Consider the following 23,595-nt stretch of genomic DNA (forward strand, 5'->3'; position numbering starts at 1 on the left):
TATAGTTATATAGTCAAAAATTTAAACAACTAAAGGAGGGATTATTGTGGACTTATTGAATGGCGTGCACATGACACGGCTAGAGGGTGCCATTCAAGCTTCCGTAGCAAGACAAAACGCAATTTCAAACAATATTGCGAATGTCGATACGCCATACTTTAAGCGCTCGGAAGTGCAATTTGAATCACTCCTGAGAGATCAGATGGAGGGCGGTACATTGATTGGTCGCCGGACGAATGAGAAACACTTCTATATTGGACCTTCTCAATCGACGCCGCCGATGCAGATGATTCGCGACGAGGCTACGGTGATGGGGAATAATCGAAATAACGTCGACATGGACCGTGAAATGACGATGCAGGCCGAGAACCAGTTGCGTTATAACACATTTATCCAACAGCTTAACCATCATATCAACATGATGCGAACATCTATGGATGTTAGGAGGTAACCGATAATATGAAGATCAGCAACAGTTTTCAAATTAGCTCGTCAGGATTAACTGCTCAAAGATTGCGGATGGATGTGATCTCCTCCAATATTGCGAATGCGGAAACGACGCGTGCACAGTATGTCAACGGAAAGTTCACGCCCTATCGTCGCAAGGTAGTGGTAATGTCTCCTACAGAACCAACTTTCCAGCAATCCTTTGAGGCTGCGATGAAGGGAGAACCGACAGCACGCGGGGTGAAGGTTTCTCAAATTAAATCAGATAACTCGGCTTTCAAGATCGCTTATAACCCTACTCATCCGGATGCCGATGAAAATGGTTATGTATCTATGCCTAACGTAGATATGGCGAAGGAGATGGTCGACATGATCTCGGCTACGCGGTCATACGAGGCTAATGTAACAGCGCTCAATGCCTCCAAGTCAATGGTTATGAAGGCGCTCGAAATCGGCAAAGGGTAATCTTCGCTATTATTCGACAAAAATCTGCCGACTCATTCGGATAAGGAGGAATAAGGGTGATTCAAAATACAATGCTCCCAATACATATGGCTCAGCCGGCCACGTCTACCACGGCCACTGCAGGACTGAAGCAGAATTCACCAGCAGAAGTAACAAAGTCTTTCGGTACTTTCTTTGCAGATGCACTCCAGCAGCTTGAAGGACAAGAACAGCAAGTCCAGACAATGAATGACAAATTTATACTGGGTGAAGTTGATGTCGATCAACTCATGATCGCCTCGGAGCGTGCGCTACTCGGCATGCAGCTGACTACTCAAGTGCGCAATAAGGTCGTTGAAGCATATCAGGATGTTATGCGCATGCAATTGTAACAGCGTGCTGTCTTACATAGTTTTGGTGGGGTGACGTGAAGTGAATGAAAAAGTGACCCAGTATCGTGAACAAGTATCTCGGTATTGGAATCAATTCAGCAAGAAGCAAAAAGCATTGCTTCTGTCGACAATAGGTCTTGTTCTAGTAGCTGCAGTCATTATGACTTATTTGTTTTCTAGAACCGAGTATGAACTCGCATTTCGCGACTTGAATGCGAATGATGCGGCTGGAATCATTGAGTATTTAAATTCGAACAACATTCCGTATCAATTAAGTTCCAATGGAAGCCAAATATCCGTCCCGAGCACCTCGGCTGCAAAAGTAAAGGTAGATGTCGGTGCGCAAGGGATTGTGAAGAATGGATCGATCGGCTTCGAATCATTCGGTGCAGACGGCTTGATGAGTGGAATGACCGACAATGTATTTGACGTTCGATACAAGAACGCATTGAACGGAGAAGTCGAACGGTTACTGCGTCAAATGCAAGGTGTCCAAGATGCAAAAGTAATCGTCAATCTTCCTAAAGAAACGGTATTTGCAACACCCGATCAGGAACAGGCATCGGCATCCATCGTGCTTAGCTTTAAAAGCGGTTATCAACCGAACCAAGCAGAAGTAGATGGATACTTTAATCTAGTAAAAACCGCTGTTCCACATTTACCAATTGATAATATTACGATTTCCAGCAATGAGAGCATGTTCTTCGCTTCGGGTTCTGTTGGCGGCAACGGGAAAAATGCGCTCGGTGAAGTCGATGAGCAGCTCAAAATTCAACGTAAGTACGAAAATGATATTCGCATGACGGTACAACAGTTCCTGAACGGGCAATTCCCTGCTGATCAGGTTCATATTCTTGTCTCTGCCAAATTGAATTTCGACAAAATCCACAAGAAAGAAGATCTTGTCGAGCCTGTAAATAAGGAAGAGATAAAAGGGATTGAAATCAGCGTACAGGAAATGCAGGAATCCCATACAGGCAAAGGTTCACCTGAAAGTGGTGTTGCTGGCGTGGGTGATGGAGAAGTGACGAATTATCCTTCTGCATCTAACGGCGGAGAGACGAACTCCGAGAAATCCCAACGTACGACCAATTACGATGTGAATCGAATATCGAACACGATTGAAGCAAGTCCGTATGCGGTTAAAGATTTAACCATTCATGCGGCAATTGACTCCGATCGAATGCAGCAAGATCGTGTGCAGCAGGTTGAGAAGGTGCTGCGCAGTATCGTTGCCACTCAATTAAGAGATTCAGGTGTTACTTATACAGACGCTGACTTGACGCAAAAAGTTTCAGTCATGACGCAAAATGGTTCTAAAGATGGAGCTGCGTCTGATAAACAATCGATTCCGACCTGGGTATGGTATGGTGCGGGTGCGCTCGGACTACTAGCTGTAGCAGGAGGAATTACCTATGCGGTCGTTCGCAAACGCAGACAAGAAGAGGAAGAAGAATATTACGAGTCCGAAATGTCCGGCGCGTCTCAAATCGAGCTTCCTTCGATTGATTTGGAGAATTTGACAGGCGAACATCAAGTACGTAAACAACTGGAATCGCTAGCGAAGAAGAAACCGGATGAATTTGTTAAATTGCTGCGCACATGGCTAGTAGAGGAATCGAGGTGAGCGGAATGGTCAAAGGTGGATTAACAGGCAGACAAAAAGCGGCAATTTTGCTCATCACTCTCGGACCGGAAGTGTCAGCCCAAATATTCAAGCACCTCAGGGATGAAGAGATTGAGCAGTTAACGCTCGAAATCGCTAATGTACGTAAAGTAGATGCAGCGGAAAAAGAAGCAGTGATGAGCGAATTCCATCAAATTTGCTTGGCACAGGAATATATATCGCAAGGCGGTATTACATACGCAAAAGAAATATTGGAAAAGGCGCTTGGACAGCAGAAGGCATTGGATATTATTAATCGTCTGACAGCTACGCTGCAGGTGAGACCGTTTGACTTTGCACGCAAAGCAGACGCTCAGCAGATTTTCAACTTTATCCAAAACGAAAATGTTCAAACGATTGCGCTGGTGCTCTCTTATTTGCAAACCGAGCAAGCATCGGTCATTCTCTCCTCACTTCCACCAGAGAAGCAGGCAGAGGTCGCAAGAAGAGTTGCGCTTATGGACAGCACTTCACCAGAAGTTATTAGCCAAGTGGAGCAAGTATTGGAACAAAAGCTGTCGTCTACAGTTACACAGGATTATACAAGTGCGGGCGGCATCGAATCGATCGTCAACATTTTGAATGGCGTCGATCGAGGCACGGAACGCACAATTCTGGACTCACTTGAAATTCAGGATCCGGAATTGGCTGAAGAAATCAAAAAGAGAATGTTCGTATTCGAGGATATCGTCAATATCGACAACCGTTCGATTCAACGCATTATCCGCGACATCGACAACAGCGACTTGCAGCTTGCGCTCAAGGTTGCCAGCGAAGAGGTTCGCGAATCGATATTCCGGAACATGTCCAAACGGATGGCGGATACGTTCAAGGAAGAAATGGAATTTATGGGTCCAGTGCGGCTGCGTGATGTGGAAGAAGCGCAGACCCGAATTGTGTCGACTATCCGTCGCTTAGAAGAAGCGGGTGAAGTGATCATCGCTCGCGGCGGAGGAGATGATATCGTTGTCTAATGTCATCAAATCAACACAGTATGTACCTGTCGAGCAGCTGAGAATGCTGGAGGCGGTTCGCCGCCATCTCGAACAGAACACGGAACCGAATGAAGAAGAAGCTGAGCTGGTAACAGCGGAGCATGTCCTGAATAAGGATGAGCAGCTTGCAAGCTTGCGGCAGTCCATTCTCGATGATGCAGAATCGTTCGCTGAAGAGCATGTGCGAAATGCAGCGGAAGAAGCTGAAACAATGTTAAGCGAAGCTCATGAACAGATCGATGCCTGGTGGACAGAGCGGAGAGAGCAAGATGAGCAACTTGTCGAGTCGTTAAAGCAGCAAGGATATGACGAAGGCTATCAGCAAGGGATGGCCCAAGCGGAGCAGGAAATTCAGCAGGCATATGAGCGTAAAATCGCTGAAGCCCAAGCTGTTTTGCAGCAAGCGTATCAGGCCAAAGAGCAAATCCTCCAGGAGGCTGAGCCTTTCGTCGTTACGCTTAGCTGTGCCGTTGCGGAGAAGGTCATTCAACAGCAGCTTACGGTCGATCCGGACATTATACTCGAAATTGCTCGCCGAACACTTGCCCGCAAGCGTGAGAGCGGAACAATTACGCTGTGTGTATCGCCAGAGCAGTTCTCCTTCGTACATGCGGCTAGAGAAGAACTTGGACTTGCCATAGATTCTCAAGCTGAACTGGAAATTATTCCGGATACAAGCGTGAACGATGGGGGCTGTGTTGTACGGTCATCCCTTGGAAGCATCGACGCCCGCATTGACACACAGTTGTCTGAAATCAAGAAGGCACTGCTGCAGGTGGCGATACAGCAAGAGGAGCGTATAGACGATGACGCTTAATTACAAATGGAATGCGAATAAATACATGGATTATTTACGGCAAGTAGATCCTGTCCGTGTGAATGGCAAGGTAACACAAGTAATCGGATTAATGGTTGAATCCGAGGGGCCGGATGCAAGCGTTGGGGAAGTATGTTATATCTACCCGTCGAAGGGCTGCGAGCCGTTAATGGCGGAGGTAGTAGGCTTCCGAGACAATAAGGTGCTTCTTATGCCTCTTGGTGAACTGCAATCCATAGGTCCTGGCTGTGATGTTGTAGGCACTGGCAAGCCATTAAGCGTATCAGTTGGATCAGAGCTTCTTGGCAAAGTGTTAGATGGACTTGGAAGACCGCTTGACGGTTCCTACTTGCCGACACGAATGTCACAGTATTCAACAACGAATACACCGGCCAATCCGTTGAAACGCCAACGAGTCAGCAGTCCAATAGGAGTCGGTGTACGAGCAATCGATGGATTACTGACGATAGGCAATGGTCAGCGCGTAGGTATATTTGCCGGATCAGGCGTCGGGAAGAGTACACTTCTTGGCATGATTGCACGCAATACCGATGCTGATGTAAACGTCATTGCTCTTATTGGTGAACGCGGACGTGAAGTGTTGGAGTTTATTGAGCGGGATTTGGGGCCTGAAGGTCTTGCTCGTTCAGTTGTTATTGTTGCAACCTCGGATCAGCCTGCGCTCGTTCGGATTAAGGGTGCGCTGATAGCAACGACGATTGCGGAGTATTTCCGAGATCGCGGCATGAATGTCATGCTCATGATGGATTCCGTTACCCGTTATGCGATGGCAATGCGTGAGGTTGGACTTGCAGTAGGAGAGCCTCCGGCGACACGCGGTTATACTCCTTCTGTGTTCGCAAGCTTGCCGAAGCTGCTGGAACGCTCGGGAACCGGAACTAGCGGCTCGATTACTGCTTTTTATACCGTGCTCGTTGACGGTGATGATATGAATGAACCAATTGCCGATGCGGTACGTGGGATACTTGATGGACACATTGTGTTGAACCGAAGCATCGCCAATAAGGGACATTTTCCGGCAATCGATATATTGGCCAGTGTCAGTCGGGTTATGAAGGATATTGTGCCAAGAGATCATCAATTAGCCGCAGAGCAATTGAAGCGGCTGCTAGCGGTCTACCGTGAATCCGAAGATTTAATTAACATCGGCGCTTATCAGCAGGGCAGTAACCCGGCGATCGATGAGGCTATCGCCTATATTGAACAAATCGAGTCGTTCACGAAGCAGCGTATTGAGGAGCAGGCTTCTTATGAGAACACAGTTGAGCAATTAATGATGCAATTTCCAGGGAGTTGAATGAGCAGTGCGAGCTTTTCATTATTCATTCCAGAAGGTACTGGATCTGAAGACGAATGAGAAGAAACAAGCAGAATGGATGCTGTCAGAGGCTGTTGGACATCTTCATGCAGAGGAGAATAGTCTACAGGAATGTCTTCGAGAATTCGAGACAGCGAGGCAGCAACTGCAGCAGAGCGTAGACAGCTGTGCGCCGGCTGCGCAAGTTCAAGCTTGGCAGCAGTACATCTCCCATGTGGAACAGCAAATCCAACATGCGAGGACACGGGTGCGCTCTGCCGAAATCCATGTTCAGGACAAGCAAGGTGAGCTTGCCGAACGGATGACAGATGAAAAGGTATGGACCAAAGCCCGTGAAAAAGCAGAAGAGGAGTTCAAGCGGCAAACGGCATTGTGGGAGCAAAGTGAGATGGACGAGCTCGCAACGGTCCGCTATCACATGGCCGCCCGCTAACATGGATACCGGTTCAGACCCGCCGCACAAGCAGGAGGGATAGCAGTGTCAGAGATAATGACAGAAGAAGAGAAAGAAAGTAATTATTCAGGTTTTGAGCGGTTTTTGTTCTTTGTAACTCCAATTATTTTCGCGATTATTCTTATCGGCGTGCTCTTGACGCTTTTTAATGCAAACTGGCGCAACCAGTTGGTGTCGATTGCGAGTGAAATTCCGATCGTGAATAAATGGGTCACTCCAGACGAGGCAACGAAGGAAAAAGCGAAGGAAGAGAAAAAAGAGAAAGCGAAACAGGATGACGCTAAGGCACAGTCTGATCAAATAACTGAATTGAAGGCATTGCTTACTTCGAAAGATCAGGATTTACGGGTTCTAGCGGACAAGCGTAAAACTTTGGAGGGTGAAGTTGCCGAGTTGAAGCATGAACTGCAAACGCTCAAGAGCAATCGCCAAGAAGAACAAACCAACCAAGAGCAGTCAGATCGACAAATTAAGGATTTGGCGAATATCTATGCGAAGATGATGCCAAGTAAGGCAGCGCCCATTTTAGAAAACATGGCGACGGAAGAAATTGTGCTTGTATTAAATGCGATGAAGCCGGATAACCGAGTCAAGGTTCTAGAGAAGATGAATCCGAAGGTGGCAGCTGAGGCATCCATGATGTTGAAGAATATCAAGCCGTCCGACAATCTCGAAGTACGCGCTCTGCAAGCAAGACTGAAGAAGAACGAAAGTACGAAAGAGGCTCAAACGGGGCTGGATCGCTCACAACTTAGCAAAACATTCTCAAGCATGACTCCGAAGAGTGGGGCAAGCTTCCTGCTTGAAACAGCAAAAATCAACCCGGACAAAGCATTGACGGTATTGAGCTCGGTCGATGATGCGACGCGCTCGAAATTAATCAATGCGATGACTGATTTGGACAAGACAAAGACTGCCAAATTAGTTGCAAAATTATTGCCGAACCAATAACCGTAAATTACGGAAGGAGGTGATAACATGTCAGGAACGGTTACGAACGTATCAGCTGGTAATGCAGCATCCTTTTTCAGCGGTGTTCAATCAAAAGGCGATACTGGCGCCAGTGGATTCTGGGCTACCCTTGCTCAGTGCATGGGCGGTGCTGGGGCTGAAGGAGAAGCGACGATGTCTTCTTCGCTTAGCTCGATGATGTCTTCAAATGAGCTTCTGTCTGCGCTGGGCTCCGAAGACGGGGAGGCGTTAACGGCGGTCATTGATCAATGGTTCGATGAGCCGCTTAAGCAACTGGATGAGCAGCTTGCAGCAAATCCCGACTCTGCACTAATGGCTGCATTGCAGCAGTGGCTTCTGCAGACGCACGAGTGGCTACAACAGCAGAATCCAGGACAGCAAGGAGACTCAGCACAGTTTCAGAATTTGATTGCACAGCCAGAGACGATTACAATAGCGGTTCGTGATGTATTGGCTCAATTGGCGGCGTATTTGGAAGCACCAAAGGGCAATGCTGAACCGCATCAATTCACTCATATGCTGCGTGCTGCGCTTTTTGCTAATGGTACTGGCTCAGAAGTTGATGGGAATCAGGATCTTTTGCGGTTCATTACTGGAAATGGAGCGAATCAAGCGGCTGCATCTAAGGCCGCTGGGCAAGAGGATGGCCAATTGCAGGGTGTCGTGAAAAGGATCGATGAATTAAATGCACTGCTTCGTCCATCTACAGCGAATCAAGCAGCATCAGGAGCTGTTGTGGAACCAACCACATTGGACAGCAACGAAGGACAGCCTGTTCAACAAGTCATGCTGGCGGGTCAATGGGCAATGAAACAGGACGGATTGAATACAGCGAAATCTACACCTGTTGTTCATGCTGATCGATTTGCAAATGAAATGTCTGGATTCATTGTGAAGCAGCTTCGCTTCAGCAAGCTAGGAAGTGTTTCCGAAGCGAAAATCTCGTTGTATCCGGAGCATTTGGGACAAGTTGATATTCGCTTAACGATGCATAATGGACAATTGACAGCTCGTTTTATGACGGAGCATGGACTAGCGAAGGAAATGCTGGAGCAACAGATGTCAATGCTGCGCGGAGCGCTGCAGACACAAGGCATACAAGTTGAGAAGATTGAAGTTGCGCAGCAGCCAGCTTCATCCTTGACTTCATCGATGTTCCAAGAACAAAGAGAGTCCAATGCTAACCGACAACAGTCGTCAGAACGTCAATCAAAGCAGCGATCAGCAGCAGCTTCCATTGAAGAAGCAGCAGCGCTAATACAAGATGAAGAGCAAGTGAAAGAGGCACTGCGTGCTCATGGTCAATCTACCTTCTCAGCATCGGTATAAATCGTACGCAATGTAGAACAGCAAGCATTGAGAAGGGAGGGGCGGAAGTGCCGGGAGAAATTAATGGTGTCACGAACAATCAGTTGCATAAAGTCGTAACGTTCCCGAACTATCACAAGGACAATATGGCTTTGGCAGGACGTGTGGAAGAGAAGAAGCTGGGCAAGGATGAATTTCTTAAAATTCTAATCACGCAATTGCAAAACCAGGATCCGATGCAGCCAATGCAGGATCGCGACTTTATCGCACAGATGGCGCAATTCAGTTCTGTTGAGCAGTTGATGAATATTTCGACGCAGATGAATACGATGCAGCAGACGCTTGGAATGTCCTCCAATATGATTGGTAAGCAAATTAATTGGATCGCTCAAAAAGATGCAGCGGACACGGATGGTAATGAAAGCACGACTCAAATCAAGTCAGGTATCGTGGATTCAATATTAGTCCGTGATAATAAAATGTATGCCAAAGTAGGCAAGGACGAAGTCGAAATGAAGTACATTACGGAAATTCGCATGCCATCGGGCGAACAAGAGGATGGAAATAAGACAAGCAAGCCGGAACAAGCCGTGGAGAAAAACTCATGAATATCCATGGGCCGCTAGGACACTTGCCGCCGATTCGTCCTGTACAGGCAAGTTCAACTTCGCGGACGGCTTTGAATGGAAAGACCAATGCTCTCCCTCCGTTCCAGCAGCTGCTGAGTCAGGAGCTTCATAAGCAAGAGGATGTTCGGTTCAGTCATCATGCGCAAGCTCGAATGAAGGAGCGCGGGATGTCCATGACGCCGGATCTCATGCAAAAAATGAAGCAGGCTATTTCACAAGCAGAATCCAAAGGGGCTAAGCAGTCGTTGGTTGTAGTCAATAAGCAGGCGTTTATTGTGAATGTTCAATCTCGAACGGTGATTACTGCTTTGGACGAGGCATCTCAACAGGATCACATCTTTACACAAATAGACAGTGCTGTTCTTATGAATTAATGTTCACTGGTTGTGAATAGGAAACAAAGATGAAAGATTATACACGCGGTAAGAACGCTGTATAACAAGGCTGGACCGTTAAGGAGGCCTTCGCTCATGGAACGACTGAAGTGAGCGGAATAATGAATAGTCGGAGGTAAAAAAATGATTCGATCCATGTACTCGGGTGTATCCGGGATGCGCGGCTTTCAAACCAAGCTGGACGTAATCGGCAATAACATTGCGAACGTGAACACAGCTGGCTTCAAGGCTGGACGTGTAACCTTTAAGGATATTATGAGCCAAACGGTATCAGGAACAACTGCACCAGGTGATGATGGTACAGGAGGCGTCAATGCCAAGCAGATCGGACTCGGCTCTGTTGTTGCTTCGATTGACAATATTCATACAGGCGGCAGTGCGATGACGACGAACCGTCCGCTAGACTTGCGTATTGATGGAGATGGATTCTTCGCGGTTCGCATGGGTGAAGATGGGGCTACCTTCTTTACACGGGCTGGTGACTTCCATCTGGATGCCAATCGCCAACTCGTTACTTCTGACGGCTTGCGGGTATTGGATGCAGGTGGTGAGCCAATTACGCTGGATGAAGAGATCGTTGCCTTCACTATCGGGCAAAATGGTGAAATCGTAGCAAAGAAGGATGACGGTACGACGGAAGCAACCGGTGTTAAAATCGGTATTGCAAAAATTCCGAATCCTGAAGGTCTGGAAAAGGTTGGGGGCAACTTGTACCGCTTGACACCGAATGCGATCGAGGGCGGCACTCTTGATGAGTTTTCGGAGGCGAACGATCCGGAAGCAGGTACAGGCGCTATCATTTCAGGTCAATTGGAAATGTCGAACGTCGATCTGACTTCTGAATTCACAGAAATGATCGTTGCACAACGCGGCTTCCAAGCGAACTCTCGCATCATCACCACTTCAGATGAAGTGTTGCAAGAGGTTGTTAATTTGAAGCGATAAGCATTAGCAGATAATGCTTCCTGAATCCCGCAGGTAGCCGTGTCTGTAATGGCCAAGCTTGCGGGATGACGGGCGGCGCTCGAAAGGAGGAATAGAATGATATCTGTTACGAGATTGAATGGATCGCCTATTTGGGTGAACGCCCTTCTTATCGAGTCCGTTGAAGAGACGCCAGATACGTACATCACCCTAACGACAGGTAAAAAGGTAATTGTGCTGGAGAAAGGGCAAGAAGTTATTACCCGTATTGAACAATACATACGTTCTGTAGGCATTATTGCAGGAACGAAGAAGACAGAATTATCGGAGGGTCAACCATGAAAAGAATGCTGCCGTGGATGATTACGGTGCTGCTAGCGCTCACGTTAATTGCAGTGGTAGTCATTATAATATGGAACACAACACCAGGGAAACAAGCAACCCCAACTGGGAACATTGCCGTACCTAGACTGTCTGCCGATGAAATTGTAGATATGACGTCCAGTATGAATGAAATCAAGACGAACCTGGCGGATCACGACTATATTGTGCTGACAGGATTCGCATTTCAATTGGACAGCAAGAAGACCAAGGAACAGTTCGACAAGATCAAAGACCTTCGCATTAAGCCTCTCATACTGCGCACGCTCGCTGATATGAAGCCAGAAGAGCTGCAAGGCATGAAGGGACAGGATCAATTATGTTCCAAGCTGCTTGAATTGATTAATAAGCAGTTGCCGGAAGGCAAGGTCGTCCAAGTCGACTTGACTGATTTCATTATGCAACGCCTCTAAGGGGCGCTTGCATCTGTTGTAGTTGATTCCTGTAAGGGGGTGAAACGATTGGTTGACGTGCTGTCACAGAATGAGATTGACGCCTTGCTCGCGGCGTTGTCCTCTGGAGAAATGGATGCCGAAGAGCTGAAAAAAGAGGAAACGCAGCGAAAAATTCGCTCTTATGATTTTAAGCGGGCTGTTCGATTTTCTAAGGATCATATTCGCAGCTTAACACGCATCCATGAGAATTTTGCCAGATATTTAACAACATATTTTTCTGCGCAACTCAGGACATTTGTACAAATCAATGTCGTACAGGTGGAGCAGCTGCCGTATGACGAATTTATTCGGTCTATTCCGAAAATGACCATTTTGAATATCTTTGAGGCTGAACCGTTCAAGGGACGGATGGTTCTTGAAGTGAACCCTAACGTAGCCTTTGCAATGCTGGATCGCATGCTGGGTGGTACTGGTATTTCTCCATCGAAGATCAATGCGTTGACAGAGATTGAAACGACGGTAATGGAGCGGATATTCAGCCGTGCGTTCGACAGTTTGCAAGAAGCTTGGAAAAATGTCCTTGATATTGAACCAAGACTTGAAGCACTGGAGACAAATCCACAATTTATGCAAATCGTATCGCCCAATGAAACAATTGCGCTCATCTCTTTGAGCACAAAAATTGGAGATACGACGGGGATGATTAATTTGTGTATTCCGCATGTCGTCATTGAGCCGATTATGCCGAAGCTCTCCGTACACCATTGGTTCGTGTCGGAGAAGAAGACAAGGGAACCGATTGAAGTCGAAAAATTGCGCCAGCGCGTAACAAAAGCAAAACTGCCTATATCGGTGGAGCTTGGGACATCCCAAATTACGGTACATGAGCTGATGCAGCTTGCCGTTGGCGATGTAATCGCGTTGAACAAGCCGGTTGACAGTGGATTATCGATCCGGGTCGGCGAACGCGAGAAATACATAGGAACACCTGGTGTATACAAGGATCGAATTTCAGTACAAATCGAGCAAGTTGTAGATGAAGGAGTGGAAGAGCATGACGAGTAAGGACTACTTGTCACAGGAGGAAATTGACGCGTTGCTGAAGAGATCATCGGATGAACCGTCTGCCGAAGAAGCCGGTACTCCTTCCATTGAAAAGTTTTTAGACCCGATTCAAATTGACGCGTTGGGTGAGATCGGCAATATTACATTCGGTAGTGCAGCGACAGCATTGTCCACACTGCTCGGTAAAAAGGTCGAGATCACAACGCCTCGCATTTCGCTGCTGCAGCGTGAAAACTTGGAAAATGAATTTCCTAAGCCGCATGTAGCTGTTCACGTGCGTTATGTGGAAGGCTTTGAGGGTGTAAATTCACTCGTTATTAAAACATCGGATGCGCAAGTAATTGCAGACTTGATGCTGGGTGGAGACGGCACAAACACAAGCCATGATTTAACAGAAATTCATATTAGTGCTGTACAAGAAGCGATGAACCAAATGATGGGATCATCTGCAACATCGATGTCTACGATATTTAACCGATTGGTAAATATCTCCCCTCCGGGGATCGGGATCTTGGACATGTCCAATGGAACTGGTGTAGACACATTGCCTGATGATAACGTGCTCGTTAAGGTTTCATTCCGCCTGACAATTAGTGACCTGATCGATTCCACGATCATGCAAATATTAACGGTTCCATTTGCACGTAATATGATCTCTCTGCTTCTTGACTCAGCTTCAGATGAACCTGCGGCTGCTGCAGAAGCTCCAGTTGCAGAAATGCAGCCAGAAGCAAAATCAGCTTATGAATCGCCAATGACTGCACCAACTATGGAATCTCACGTTCCGCCGATGCAGGGCCATTATGATCCAATGGGAGGAGGACACGCAATGCAGCAACCTTATACATCTGCTCCAATGCATACGCCGGGTATGGATATGCATAGAGATCAAGCTGCAGCATATGGGACAGCGCCTAATCGGAATGTGAATGTGCAGCCTGTGCAATTCGCAAATTTCCAGTCGGCTCCATACCAACAACCGGATGAATCAAATCTAAATTTATTGTTGGACATCCCACTCAAAGTCACAGTAGAATTAGGTAGGACACACAAACAGATCAAAGACATTTTGGAGCTTTCCCAGGGCTCCATTATCGAGCTGGACAAGCTGGCAGGCGAACCTGTCGACATTCTTGTCAACAACAAGCTGATCGCTAAAGGTGAAGTTGTGGTTATTGACGAGAATTTCGGCGTGCGTGTCACAGATATTATCAATCAGTGGGATCGAATTCAAAAACTACAATAAGATTTGGGGAGGATTCTCAACGATGGCAAACCGTATTTTGATCGTAGATGACGCAGCGTTTATGCGAATGATGATTCGCGACATTTTAACTAAAAATGGTTATGATGTTGTCGCGGAAGCATCGGACGGTGCGCAAGCGATCGAAAAGTACAAAGAACATAAACCTGACCTGATTACAATGGACATTACAATGCCGGAAATGGACGGAATTACAGCGCTTAAAGAAATTCGCAAATCCGATCCAAACGCCAAAGTCATTATGTGCTCCGCTATGGGGCAGCAAGCCATGGTAATCGATGCGATTCAAGCAGGCGCGAAGGACTTCATCGTGAAGCCGTTCCAAGCTGATCGCGTAATCGAAGCTATCAAGAAGACGCTAGGGTAATTGTATGAAAAATGACAGCGGTCAACTGATGCAATCATCTGGTGTCGATGGATATTTATCGAGCTTATTGACCGTGTTGTTGTCGCTTGCCGTCATTATCGTGCTTATCGTGCTGTTCATCAAGCTGTTGAGCCGCAAGAATCGAATGTGGCAATTGAACCAGAGTATCCGGACGTTGGGCGGCACCGGCCTCGGACCGAACAAGTCGATGCAAATCGTAGAAGTTGGCGATGTCGTCTATGTATTGGGCATCGGGGAAGATATTACACTCATTGATAAAATATCCGATCCGGCCCAAGCGGCACGCTTCATCGCGGCGCTTGAACGCGAGCAGCCGACAGCGACATGGCCAACCTCCTGGTCGGAGTGGAAGGAGCGTCTGCGGGTTGGACGCAATGGACGCAACGTTGACAGTAACACGAAGCTAGAAGAGACGGACACAGTCTCATTTCATGAAATGTTTCACGAGAAGCTTGAACGCATGCCGAAGCGCAGCGAGCAAGTGGAGCAACTATTAAAAGATGATATTAAAGAAGATCGGTAGATGGATTCATGAACAAAAAATTGTTACTATCTGTAACCGTCGCACTGTTTGTATCCAGCATGTCAGCTCATTGGGCAATGGCATCTCCCATCATTCCAGACATCGACATTAAAGTTGGTGGCGGAGGACAGCCGGGAGCATCATCGATATCGATATTGCTGCTTATTACAATATTGAGCTTAGCTCCAGCAATACTCGTACTGATGACATCCTTTACACGTATTGTGGTTGTTTTGGGATTTGTTCGAACGTCCCTAGGGACGCAGCAGATGCCGCCCAATCAGGTGTTGATTGGTCTGGCGCTCTTTCTTACTTTGTTTGTGATGTCCCCGACCATTGGTGAAGTGAACCAAACTGCCCTGCAGCCGTATTTAAAGGGTGAGTTGAATCAAAACCAAGCGCTCGAGAAGGCATCTGTTCCGATGAAGAAGTTTATGTTCTCACATACACGTGAGAAAGATTTGCTCTTATTTATGAAATACACCAAAACGGAAAAACCGAAAACATATGAAGATATTCCGTTAACCGTACTCGTGCCTGCATTTGCGATCAGCGAGTTGAAGACGGCGTTCCAAATGGGATTTATGATCTTTATCCCATTCTTGGTCATCGATATGATAGTGGCCAGTACGCTAATGGCCATGGGGATGATGATGCTGCCGCCAGTCATGATATCGCTGCCGTTCAAGATTTTATTGTTCGTGCTCGTCGATGGCTGGTATCTCGTAGTGAAATCATTGCTCATGAGCTTCAATACATGACGCGAGTGGGACATGGCGAACGGGAGGAATGAACATGAGTGCAGAATTTATAATGGGGCTGGCTGGACAGGCTGTGTTTACTGTTCTTAAGGTCGGCGCGCCCATGCTGGCAGTAGCCTTAGTCGTAGGATTGCTGATAAGCATATTTCAAGCGACGACACAAATTCAAGAGCAGACACTTGCATTCGTGCCGAAAATTGTGGCGGTTATGATCGTAATTCTGCTATTTGGACCCTGGATTTTAACGACACTCGTGGATTTTACGCACAATATTTTAAATAACTTGCATCATTATATCGGTTAGGCAGTGAAGCCATGGAAATGCTCGTACAAGCTTTCCCTGTTTTTTTGCTCTCGCTGTGTCGAATTGCGGCATTCTTTGTCGCCGTCCCTGTCTTTTCTTCCCGAGGCGTGCCGATTCGTTTCAAGATTGGGCTCGCATTCTTCGTCAGTGTTATCGCCTATTTGTTGTTTGGGCTTGGCAAGAGTGTACCAACAGATGGAACTTATATCGTATATATTGTCCGGGAAATATTAATAGGTTTGCTCATTGGATATTTGGCTCAACTGTTCTTCTCCATTGTGCAGACAGCAGGATCATTCATTGATATGCAGATTGGATTCGGCATAGCTAATGTCATTGATCCTTTGACCGGGACAAGTTCACCTGTGATGGGCAACTTTAAATACATATTTGTCGTGTTATTGTTTCTTGGAATGAACGGCCACCATTACTTTATCGACGGAATTATGCAAAGTTTTAAGTGGCTTCCGCTGGATGAAAATGCTTTTTTCGCACAAATTGCAAATGGGAATGTTACAGATTTCATTATGAAATCATTCACAGAAGCTTTCATCATTGCGTTTCAGGTCTCTGCGCCACTTATCGTTGCATTGTTTTTAACTGATGTAGCACTGGGATTTCTAGCGCGTACAGCGCCACAGTTTAATATTTTCGTCGTGGGCATCCCACTGAAGCTAATTGTTGGTCTTCTTATGTTGCTGCTAGTCGTACCAGGCCTTGTATACGTACTGCAGCAATTGTTCTCTACGCTGTTCGAAGCGCTCGATCAGTTGTTACGCATGATGGGGGCGAGAGGATGAAGCAGCTTCACGAGATACGTACAGATGAGTCGAATCGTCACGCGTATGCACTACGTTATGAGCTGAACTTGCAGCTTTTCTCGCAAGAGAAGACAGAGAAAGCTACGCCGAAGAAACGACAGGAGTCACGCAAGAAAGGGCAAGTTGCCAAAAGTATGGATCTCTCAGGAGCATTCATTCTCTTGGCAGGGTTCTCTTGCTTGTTCGCACTCGGCGGCTTTATGAAGGATCGGATTGTCGAATTATTCTCTGATGTATTGCAAAACCGGCTTACCATGGATGTAACAGCAAACAATGTGCTTAGTTACTTTAGCTCTATTTTTATGAAGCTAATGATCATAATGGCACCGTTGTTCATTGCAGCAATTGTCATTGCACTGGTCGTTAACTATATGCAGGTTGGCTTCCTGTTTACTGGCGAGCCGTTGAAGATGAAATTAGAGAAGATTGATCCGATTAAAGGGTTCAAAAACATTTTTTCCATGCGTTCCGTAGTTGAATTTCTGAAATCGATCTTGAAGCTTACGACGATCGGCGTGATCGTCTACACCTCATTGTGGGGAGAGAGAGATACGATTGTCATGCTGTCCCATGTTCCATTGAATGACATTATGTCATTTACGGGTCACTTGACGCTTATGCTCGGATTGAAGATTGGAGCAGCGTTATGCGTGCTTGCTGCTTTGGATTACATGTACCAACGGTACGAATACGAGAAAAGCTTACGGATGTCGAAACAGGACATTAAGGACGAATTCAAAAAGACCGAAGGCGACCCTCTCATTAAGGGTAAGATTCGTGAACGTCAGCGACGCATGGCGCTCATGCGCATGATGCAGGAGGTGCCAAAGGCGGATGTCGTCATTACGAACCCGACGCACTTTGCCATTGCATTGAAATATGATGGCGGCGCGATGGATGCGCCAGAGATTATCGCCAAGGGACAGGATTACGTCGCGCTCCGTATTAAGCAGATTGCCAAGGAACACGGCGTCATAACGATGGAAAACAAGCCGCTCGCCCGTGCTTTGTATCAAAGGGCCGATATTGGCGAAACCGTTCCGGCCGATTTGTTCCAAGCCGTGGCTGAGGTACTGGCATACGTATACAAATTAAAAGGCAAAGTCAATTGATTGATTTGTTCAAGGATGGAGGGTGCATTCCGTGAAAACGAGGGATTTATTCGTCTTGGTCGGTATTATCGGTATCGTACTCATGATGGTTTTGCCCATACCGACATGGTTGCTAGACATTTTACTCGTAATCAATATATCGATCGCGCTCATGATTTTGCTCATTGCCATGAATACGAGGGAAGCGTTGAACTTCTCGATTTTCCCGGCTATGCTGCTCATTACGACATTGTTCCGACTCGCGCTGAACATATCCACTACGAAGCAAATTCTTACGAATGGCGAAGCTGGTGACGTAGTTGCCACCTTTGGTGAGTGGATAACGCAAGGAAATATCGCAGTTGGTCTTGTCGTCTTCCTCATTCTTGTCATTGTACAGTTTATTGTTATTACGAAAGGCTCAGAGCGGGTCGCTGAAGTATCAGCACGCTTTACGCTCGATGCGATGCCCGGTAAGCAGATGGCAATTGACGCAGACTTGAATGCAGGACTTATCAACGAGCAGCAGGCCCGTGATCGCCGCGATAAGATTAGTCGAGAGGCGGATTTCTATGGCGCCATGGACGGTGCCAGCAAATTCGTAAAAGGGGATGCGATCGCAAGTATCATCATCCTACTTATTAACCTGATTGGCGGCTTCATTATCGGAATGGCGATGCATGGCAAATCTTTTGGCGATGCGGCATCCACGTATTCGATTTTATCGATCGGTGATGGTCTCGTCAGCCAAATTCCAGCGCTTCTCATTTCGACTGCAGCAGGTCTTATCGTAACAAGAGCAGCATCTGATGGTAATTTGGCAGAAGATTTGCGAATGCAGATGTTTGCCTATCCAAAGCTGCTTTACATTGTATCAGGAACGATCGCTTTGCTTGGTCTTCTTACCCCAATTGGAATTGGTTCTACGATTCCTTTTGCCGTTATTCTCGCGATTGCTGGGTATCGGATGCAGAAGAACATTGATGAACGGCAAATCGAAGAAGAACAGCTTGAAGAAGAGCTGCAAATTGAAGAAGTGCGCAGTCCAGAAAGTGTAGTCAATCTGTTGCAGGTTGATCCGATTGAATTTGAGTTCGGTTATGGACTCATTCCACTAGCGGATACACAGCAAGGCGGGGATTTGCTCGACCGCATTATTATGATTCGACGCCAATGTGCATTGGAGCTTGGATTAGTCGTTCCCGTCATCCGGATTCGGGACAATATCCAACTGAAGCCGAATGAATATGTTATCAAAATCAAGGGCAACGCGGTAGCCCACGGCGAGCTTCTGCTCAATCATTATCTGGCGATGAACCCTGGTTATGATGATGAATCGGTATCAGGAATCGAAACGGTAGAGCCGGCATTCGGACTGCCTGCGTTATGGGTGGATGATGCAATGAAGGAGCGTGCCGAATTGGCAGGATATACGGTTGTAGATCCGCCTTCCGTCGTGGCTACGCATCTGACCGAAATCATTAAGAAGCATGCACACGAGCTTATTGGTCGTCAGGAAACAAAATCGCTTGTTGAAACTGTTAAAGAACAATATCCTGCACTTGTGGATGAACTGATTCCAAATGTATTGACGATCGGTGATGTTCAAAAAGTTTTGGCTAAGTTGCTGCGAGAGAAAATATCGATTCGCGATCTCGTAACGATATTCGAAACACTGGCCGATTACGGTACATACACGAAGGATCCGGATGTGTTGACGGAATATGTACGTCAAGCGCTAGCACGACAAATTACACAGCAATATTCAACTCCAGGCGAGACGCTGCGTGTTATTACAATTGGGCCTAGCTTGGAAAAGAAAATTGCGGAGAATGTGCAGCAAAATGAGCATGGTTCTTACCTTGTTCTGGATCCGAATACGACACAGCAAGTATATCAGCGCATGAGCGAACAGATTCAGAAGCTCCTTCAATCCGGACATTCGCCGATTATGCTTGCATCTCCGAATATTCGCATGTATTTGCGCCAGTTGATGGAGCGTGCAATGCAGGATGTGCCGGTGCTGTCCTACAATGAGCTTGAACCAAATGTTGAAATTCAAAGCGTCGGAGTGGTGAATGTATGAGGGTGAAAAAGTACCTCGTCGAAACGATGCCGGAGGCCATGAGTCAAATCAGGCAAGAGCTGGGCAAGGATGCGGTCATTGTCAGCACTAAAGAGGTTAAGACAGGCGGTATTCTTGGCATGTTCCGCAAACGGGCCATTGAGGTAGTTGCAGCTGTCGACGAACAAACCAAGCCTGCTGTGAAGACTCCCACACAATCGAATCAGATTTCTGGCAATGGAGGGATGCAATCATATATCCCTTCATCGGTTGCCCGTTCAATGTACGGAGGAACTGGAGGAAGCGTTCTTACTAGGGATGCAGCGGAGCAAGGAATAGCACAGCGACATGCTGATGCAGCCAACCGTGTACAGCAATCTATAACCTCCAACGGAGCAGCTTATCCTCCGACATCCTTGCATTTGGCGGCGGTTGAGTCGGTAGAGGAAAATACGACTGAGCCCCCGGCACAGCTTCCTTTTGCACGTTCTGAGCGCTCCGTTGTTCCGATAACATCGGTTGAAGAAGAGCAGGCAGATCCGCATTTGCAAAAGGAATTGGCTGAAATGAAACGGATGATGCGTAAAGTTATGGAGCGTGTCAACTATGATTCATGGTCAGAAAGCGCGCAGGAAGTAGAGCGCCATCTTCGTTTGCAGGGACTGTCACAAGAGGCTGCTTACGGGTATGTTCAACAAGCTTGGGAGCAATGCAAATTAAACCGTGAAGAGGAACCTGACTCCGATGTGCTGAGAGGTTATGTGAAAGACATTGTGGAGGAAAAGCTGCAGTCGCATGTTGTTCATGGATTGACACCGGCTACCCGTATTTTGTACGTAGTAGGGCCAACAGGAGTAGGCAAGACGACAACGATTGCGAAGCTGGCGGCGGATCAAATGTTCCATCATCAGCGCAAGGTAGGGCTTATTGCTTCGGATACGTATCGAATTGCTGCGGTTGAACAGTTGCGAACGTATGCATCAATCCTGAACGTACCAATGGAGGTAGTGACCTCACCAAATGACACGGAGCGGGCGCTTCGCGCGCTGCAGGGCTGTGATCTCATCATTATGGATACAGCTGGGCGGAACTTCCGCAATGACATGTATGTAAATGAGTTGAATACGATGCTCAGACCGTATCCAGACAGCGAGACATTTCTCGTTTTGAGCTTAACCTCCAAGACGGAAGATATGATAGCTATATTGGAGCGTTTCTCGAGACAGCGTATCGACCGGATTATCTTCACGAAGGCGGATGAAACAGATACATTCGGTTCAGTATTGGAGCTTGCTGAGCGGACGACAATTCCGTTCAGCTATGTGACGACAGGGCAAAACGTACCTGATGATATCGAGCCATTTCAAGTGGATGATGCGGTAAGACGAATAGTAGGTGCATGACGAGATGAGCTATGATCAAGCAGAAGGGCTAAGACAACTGGTAGAGTCCCGTCATGAGAAAGCTCGAATGATGCCGGTAAGCAGAAAGCCGCAGGAACGCGCTCAGGTTTCAACGGCACGCATTATTGCGGTTACGAGCGGCAAAGGTGGAGTGGGGAAATCCAATTTCACGTTGAACTTTGCACTCTCCTTGCAGGAGGCGGGATATCGAACACTAGTATTCGATGCAGATATTGGCATGGGGAACATCGATGTACTGCTTGGTGCGACATCGGGGGTAAGCCTAATGCATGTGCTGCGTGACGGGCGTTCCTTGCAGGATATTATTCAGGTGGGCCCTCGCGGGATGCATTACATTCCTGGGGGCTCAGGGTTTCAAGAACTACTGGATATGCCTTCTGTTCATATTGAACACTTCATTCAGGAAATGGAAAAATGGTCAGAACAATATGATGTCATATTGTTCGATACGGGAGCGGGTTTAAGTAAGGAAACGATGCAATTTCTAACTGCAGCGGATGAAACACTTGTCGTAACCACACCAGAACCAACATCCACTGCGGACGCCTATGCACTGATTAAGGTTGTGACTGCAGCTAGACCTGATCATACGTTCCGTCTCGTAATTAATCGTGCATCTGACTGGAAAGAGGGAAGCCAAACTGCTGAGCGACTATCCTCAGTAGCGGAGCGATTCCTACATCGCCCGATTCCCACGCTTGGCATTTTGTATGATGATCCTCATGTCATGCAGGCTGTGAAGAAGCAAATCCCGTTTACCATTTTGTATCCACAATGTATAGTTGCCAAGCAACTGCGCGAACTAGCCAATGCCTATATGCACGGAGCAGGGCAGGCGGGCCAAACTGGTGGTGTTAAGCATTTCTTGCGCAAATGGCTGGGCAAATGGTCTTCCTAAATGAACGCATAATGGAATGAAGGACGCAGTATTCACAAATTGCTGCCAGGGAGCGTGATGAGAAATTGACAACTAAGAAAGTGCTTGTTGTGGACGACTCGGCCTTCATGCGAACGATTATTTCTGATTTAATCATCCAGGATCATTCCTTTGAAATTGTAGGGACAGCCTCAGACGGGGTGGATGCTGTACATAAAGTGATGGAACTGAAACCGGATGCTGTGACGCTTGATGTTGAAATGCCGATTCGAAATGGTTTAGAAGCACTTCAGAGCATCATGACAGAATGTCCTACTCCAGTAATTATGCTGTCAAGCTTGACAGAGGAAGGGCGTTCGGAAACATTATCCGCCCTTGAATATGGAGCATTTGACTTCGTATGCAAGCCAAGTCCAGCGGGCGGATCGAAAGATATACATAATGTAGGAGAAATGCTTCGAGAGAAGCTGCATACTGCTATCGCTTCTCAAGAAAGGAAGCGTCAGCTTGAGCGATTGCGGGAACAAGGGGAGCGTCTTAAAAGGGAGTATGCGGCGACAGCTTCTCAGACAGAAGAAAATCATGCTTTGCCGCCGAATCAATCTGCTTCGAAACCTCGTAAAGAGGAGGGGCATAAGCCAAAGGCTAAAAGTCCATTGGCATCTCGAGCCGCAGCAAGATTGGCAGCTAATGAAAAGCAGACACGTCGAACTCCGGACGAAAAGGCTGTTACTAGCCGTTCTCGAGAGGACAAGCCACCTGTTCCAATCTCAGATGCTGAAGTACAACCACGTTGTCGCGATGAGCAAATAGATGGGATGTCTTCCCGGGTCACAGGACAGCATGAAGCTGTAAGTGCGACCCAACTAGTCAAATTCGATCAAATCATTGCCATCGGGACATCAACAGGCGGACCGCGTGCATTGAAGCAACTGTTATCATCGCTCCCTAAGCAAATCCCTGCGCCGATATTGGTGGTTCAGCATATGCCGCCTAATTTTACGAAGTCATTAGCTGAACGATTGAACAATTATAGCGATATCGAAGTGAGAGAGGCGCAGCATGGCGAAGTGCTTCATACCGGAGTAGCCTATATAGCGCCAGGCGGCATGCATATGACGGCTGTGCGCAACCCGGAGGGGACATATTCAATTGCTCTTTCTAAAGGAGAGCCTCGCAACGGGCATCGTCCTTCGGTAGATACCCTTTTCGAGTCGCTTTTGCCGTTGAAGGAGCTAAAACGACATATTGTTCTGTTAACAGGGATGGGCAGTGATGGTGCAAAAATGATGAAACGGTTGGCCGACGAGGGCGTGACTTCTACCTTTGTCGAAAGTGAAGAAAGCTGCGTCGTCTTCGGCATGCCGCGCGCGGCAATCGAGTTGGGATGTGTATCGCAAGTCATTCCACTTCAGCAGATGGCTAAGTCCATCACACATGCGATGAAATGATCA

27 protein-coding genes are annotated in these 23,595 nt (G+C 47.1%); all 27 read left to right on the top strand.

The features are described 5' to 3' along the window. Positions 1–46 precede the first annotated feature (46 nt). The 27 genes from flgB to NO352_RS05530 all read left to right on the top strand — a co-directional run bounded on the left by flgB (position 47) and on the right by NO352_RS05530 (position 23,592). Positions 47–451 (top strand): flagellar basal body rod protein FlgB, encoded by a 405-nt coding sequence (gene flgB, locus NO352_RS05400; RefSeq protein ID WP_005550601.1) that lies wholly within the window; start codon positions 47–49, stop codon positions 449–451. 8 nt (positions 452–459) lie between these two features. Further along, complete coding sequence (flgC, locus tag NO352_RS05405) at positions 460–912, top strand: flagellar basal body rod protein FlgC (protein WP_005550600.1); 453 nt, start codon at positions 460–462, stop codon at positions 910–912. Between the two features lie 56 nt (positions 913–968). Then, positions 969–1,283 (top strand): flagellar hook-basal body complex protein FliE, encoded by a 315-nt coding sequence (fliE, locus tag NO352_RS05410; protein WP_005550599.1) that lies wholly within the window; start codon positions 969–971, stop codon positions 1,281–1,283. A gap of 40 nt (positions 1,284–1,323) precedes the next feature. Then, positions 1,324–2,910 (top strand): flagellar basal-body MS-ring/collar protein FliF, encoded by a 1,587-nt coding sequence (gene fliF / locus NO352_RS05415; protein WP_005550598.1) that lies wholly within the window; start codon positions 1,324–1,326, stop codon positions 2,908–2,910. 5 nt (positions 2,911–2,915) lie between these two features. Further along, positions 2,916–3,923 carry a flagellar motor switch protein FliG gene (gene fliG / locus NO352_RS05420; protein WP_005550597.1) on the top strand — a complete coding sequence of 336 codons (1,008 nt, stop codon included), beginning with the start codon at positions 2,916–2,918 and terminating at the stop codon, positions 3,921–3,923. Continuing rightward, a complete protein-coding gene (locus NO352_RS05425) occupies positions 3,916–4,761 on the top strand; it encodes a FliH/SctL family protein (RefSeq protein WP_268600440.1) in 846 nt (281 codons plus the stop codon). The genes fliG and NO352_RS05425 overlap by 8 nt, the downstream gene beginning before the upstream one ends. Then, a complete protein-coding gene (gene fliI, locus NO352_RS05430; RefSeq protein WP_005550595.1) occupies positions 4,751–6,079 on the top strand; it encodes a flagellar protein export ATPase FliI in 1,329 nt (442 codons plus the stop codon). The genes NO352_RS05425 and fliI overlap by 11 nt, the downstream gene beginning before the upstream one ends. Positions 6,080–6,086: 7 nt before the next feature. After that, a complete protein-coding gene (gene fliJ, locus NO352_RS05435) occupies positions 6,087–6,533 on the top strand; it encodes a flagellar export protein FliJ (RefSeq protein WP_005550593.1) in 447 nt (148 codons plus the stop codon). A 45-nt stretch (positions 6,534–6,578) separates the two neighbouring features. Then, positions 6,579–7,505: a MotE family protein gene (locus tag NO352_RS05440; protein ID WP_289355038.1), complete on the top strand. Its 927-nt coding sequence runs from the start codon at positions 6,579–6,581 to the stop codon at positions 7,503–7,505. 27 nt (positions 7,506–7,532) lie between these two features. Continuing rightward, a complete protein-coding gene (locus NO352_RS05445) occupies positions 7,533–8,855 on the top strand; it encodes a flagellar hook-length control protein FliK (protein WP_289355039.1) in 1,323 nt (440 codons plus the stop codon). Between the two features lie 47 nt (positions 8,856–8,902). After that, positions 8,903–9,442 carry a flagellar hook capping FlgD N-terminal domain-containing protein gene (locus NO352_RS05450; RefSeq protein ID WP_005550588.1) on the top strand — a complete coding sequence of 180 codons (540 nt, stop codon included), beginning with the start codon at positions 8,903–8,905 and terminating at the stop codon, positions 9,440–9,442. Then, the gene (locus NO352_RS05455) at positions 9,439–9,837 is read left to right on the top strand and encodes a TIGR02530 family flagellar biosynthesis protein (protein ID WP_005550586.1); all 399 of its coding nucleotides are present in this window, start codon (positions 9,439–9,441) and stop codon (positions 9,835–9,837) included. Before NO352_RS05450 ends, NO352_RS05455 begins: the two co-directional genes overlap by 4 nt. Before the next feature lie 144 nt (positions 9,838–9,981). Then, positions 9,982–10,803: a flagellar basal body rod protein FlgG gene (flgG, locus tag NO352_RS05460; protein WP_005550584.1), complete on the top strand. Its 822-nt coding sequence runs from the start codon at positions 9,982–9,984 to the stop codon at positions 10,801–10,803. Between the two features lie 96 nt (positions 10,804–10,899). After that, the gene (locus NO352_RS05465) at positions 10,900–11,124 is read left to right on the top strand and encodes a flagellar FlbD family protein (RefSeq protein WP_005550583.1); all 225 of its coding nucleotides are present in this window, start codon (positions 10,900–10,902) and stop codon (positions 11,122–11,124) included. Next, positions 11,121–11,576 carry a flagellar basal body-associated FliL family protein gene (locus NO352_RS05470; RefSeq protein WP_005550581.1) on the top strand — a complete coding sequence of 152 codons (456 nt, stop codon included), beginning with the start codon at positions 11,121–11,123 and terminating at the stop codon, positions 11,574–11,576. The genes NO352_RS05465 and NO352_RS05470 overlap by 4 nt, the downstream gene beginning before the upstream one ends. A 48-nt stretch (positions 11,577–11,624) precedes the next feature. Then, positions 11,625–12,623: a flagellar motor switch protein FliM gene (fliM, locus tag NO352_RS05475; protein ID WP_289355040.1), complete on the top strand. Its 999-nt coding sequence runs from the start codon at positions 11,625–11,627 to the stop codon at positions 12,621–12,623. Then, positions 12,613–13,869: a flagellar motor switch phosphatase FliY gene (gene fliY / locus NO352_RS05480; protein ID WP_289355041.1), complete on the top strand. Its 1,257-nt coding sequence runs from the start codon at positions 12,613–12,615 to the stop codon at positions 13,867–13,869. Before fliM ends, fliY begins: the two co-directional genes overlap by 11 nt. Positions 13,870–13,891: 22 nt before the next feature. Beyond that, positions 13,892–14,254: a response regulator gene (locus NO352_RS05485; RefSeq protein ID WP_005550576.1), complete on the top strand. Its 363-nt coding sequence runs from the start codon at positions 13,892–13,894 to the stop codon at positions 14,252–14,254. 4 nt (positions 14,255–14,258) lie between these two features. Beyond that, positions 14,259–14,798 carry a flagellar biosynthetic protein FliO gene (locus NO352_RS05490; protein ID WP_005550575.1) on the top strand — a complete coding sequence of 180 codons (540 nt, stop codon included), beginning with the start codon at positions 14,259–14,261 and terminating at the stop codon, positions 14,796–14,798. 8 nt (positions 14,799–14,806) lie between these two features. Then, positions 14,807–15,559 carry a flagellar type III secretion system pore protein FliP gene (gene fliP, locus NO352_RS05495; protein WP_005550574.1) on the top strand — a complete coding sequence of 251 codons (753 nt, stop codon included), beginning with the start codon at positions 14,807–14,809 and terminating at the stop codon, positions 15,557–15,559. A 34-nt stretch (positions 15,560–15,593) separates the two neighbouring features. Next, complete coding sequence (gene fliQ / locus NO352_RS05500; protein ID WP_005550573.1) at positions 15,594–15,863, top strand: flagellar biosynthesis protein FliQ; 270 nt, start codon at positions 15,594–15,596, stop codon at positions 15,861–15,863. A gap of 11 nt (positions 15,864–15,874) precedes the next feature. After that, complete coding sequence (gene fliR, locus NO352_RS05505; protein ID WP_262866856.1) at positions 15,875–16,663, top strand: flagellar biosynthetic protein FliR; 789 nt, start codon at positions 15,875–15,877, stop codon at positions 16,661–16,663. Beyond that, a complete protein-coding gene (gene flhB / locus NO352_RS05510; RefSeq protein WP_005550571.1) occupies positions 16,660–17,796 on the top strand; it encodes a flagellar biosynthesis protein FlhB in 1,137 nt (378 codons plus the stop codon). Before fliR ends, flhB begins: the two co-directional genes overlap by 4 nt. Positions 17,797–17,827: 31 nt before the next feature. Continuing rightward, positions 17,828–19,861, top strand: coding sequence for a flagellar biosynthesis protein FlhA (flhA, locus tag NO352_RS05515; RefSeq protein WP_005550570.1), 2,034 nt, complete (start codon positions 17,828–17,830; stop codon positions 19,859–19,861). Beyond that, a complete protein-coding gene (gene flhF, locus NO352_RS05520; protein ID WP_005550569.1) occupies positions 19,858–21,243 on the top strand; it encodes a flagellar biosynthesis GTPase FlhF in 1,386 nt (461 codons plus the stop codon). The genes flhA and flhF overlap by 4 nt, the downstream gene beginning before the upstream one ends. 4 nt (positions 21,244–21,247) lie before the next feature. Then, positions 21,248–22,162: a MinD/ParA family protein gene (locus NO352_RS05525; RefSeq protein ID WP_262866855.1), complete on the top strand. Its 915-nt coding sequence runs from the start codon at positions 21,248–21,250 to the stop codon at positions 22,160–22,162. A 65-nt stretch (positions 22,163–22,227) separates the two neighbouring features. Continuing rightward, entirely contained in the window at positions 22,228–23,592 is a 1,365-nt protein-coding gene (locus NO352_RS05530) for a protein-glutamate methylesterase/protein-glutamine glutaminase (RefSeq protein WP_262866854.1), read from the top strand. Positions 23,593–23,595: the final 3 nt, after the last annotated feature.

The sequence above is a fragment of the Paenibacillus sp. S-12 genome, from assembly GCF_030363895.1.
In the GTDB taxonomy this organism is placed as follows: Bacteria; Bacillota; Bacilli; order Paenibacillales; family Paenibacillaceae; genus Paenibacillus_B; species Paenibacillus_B alvei.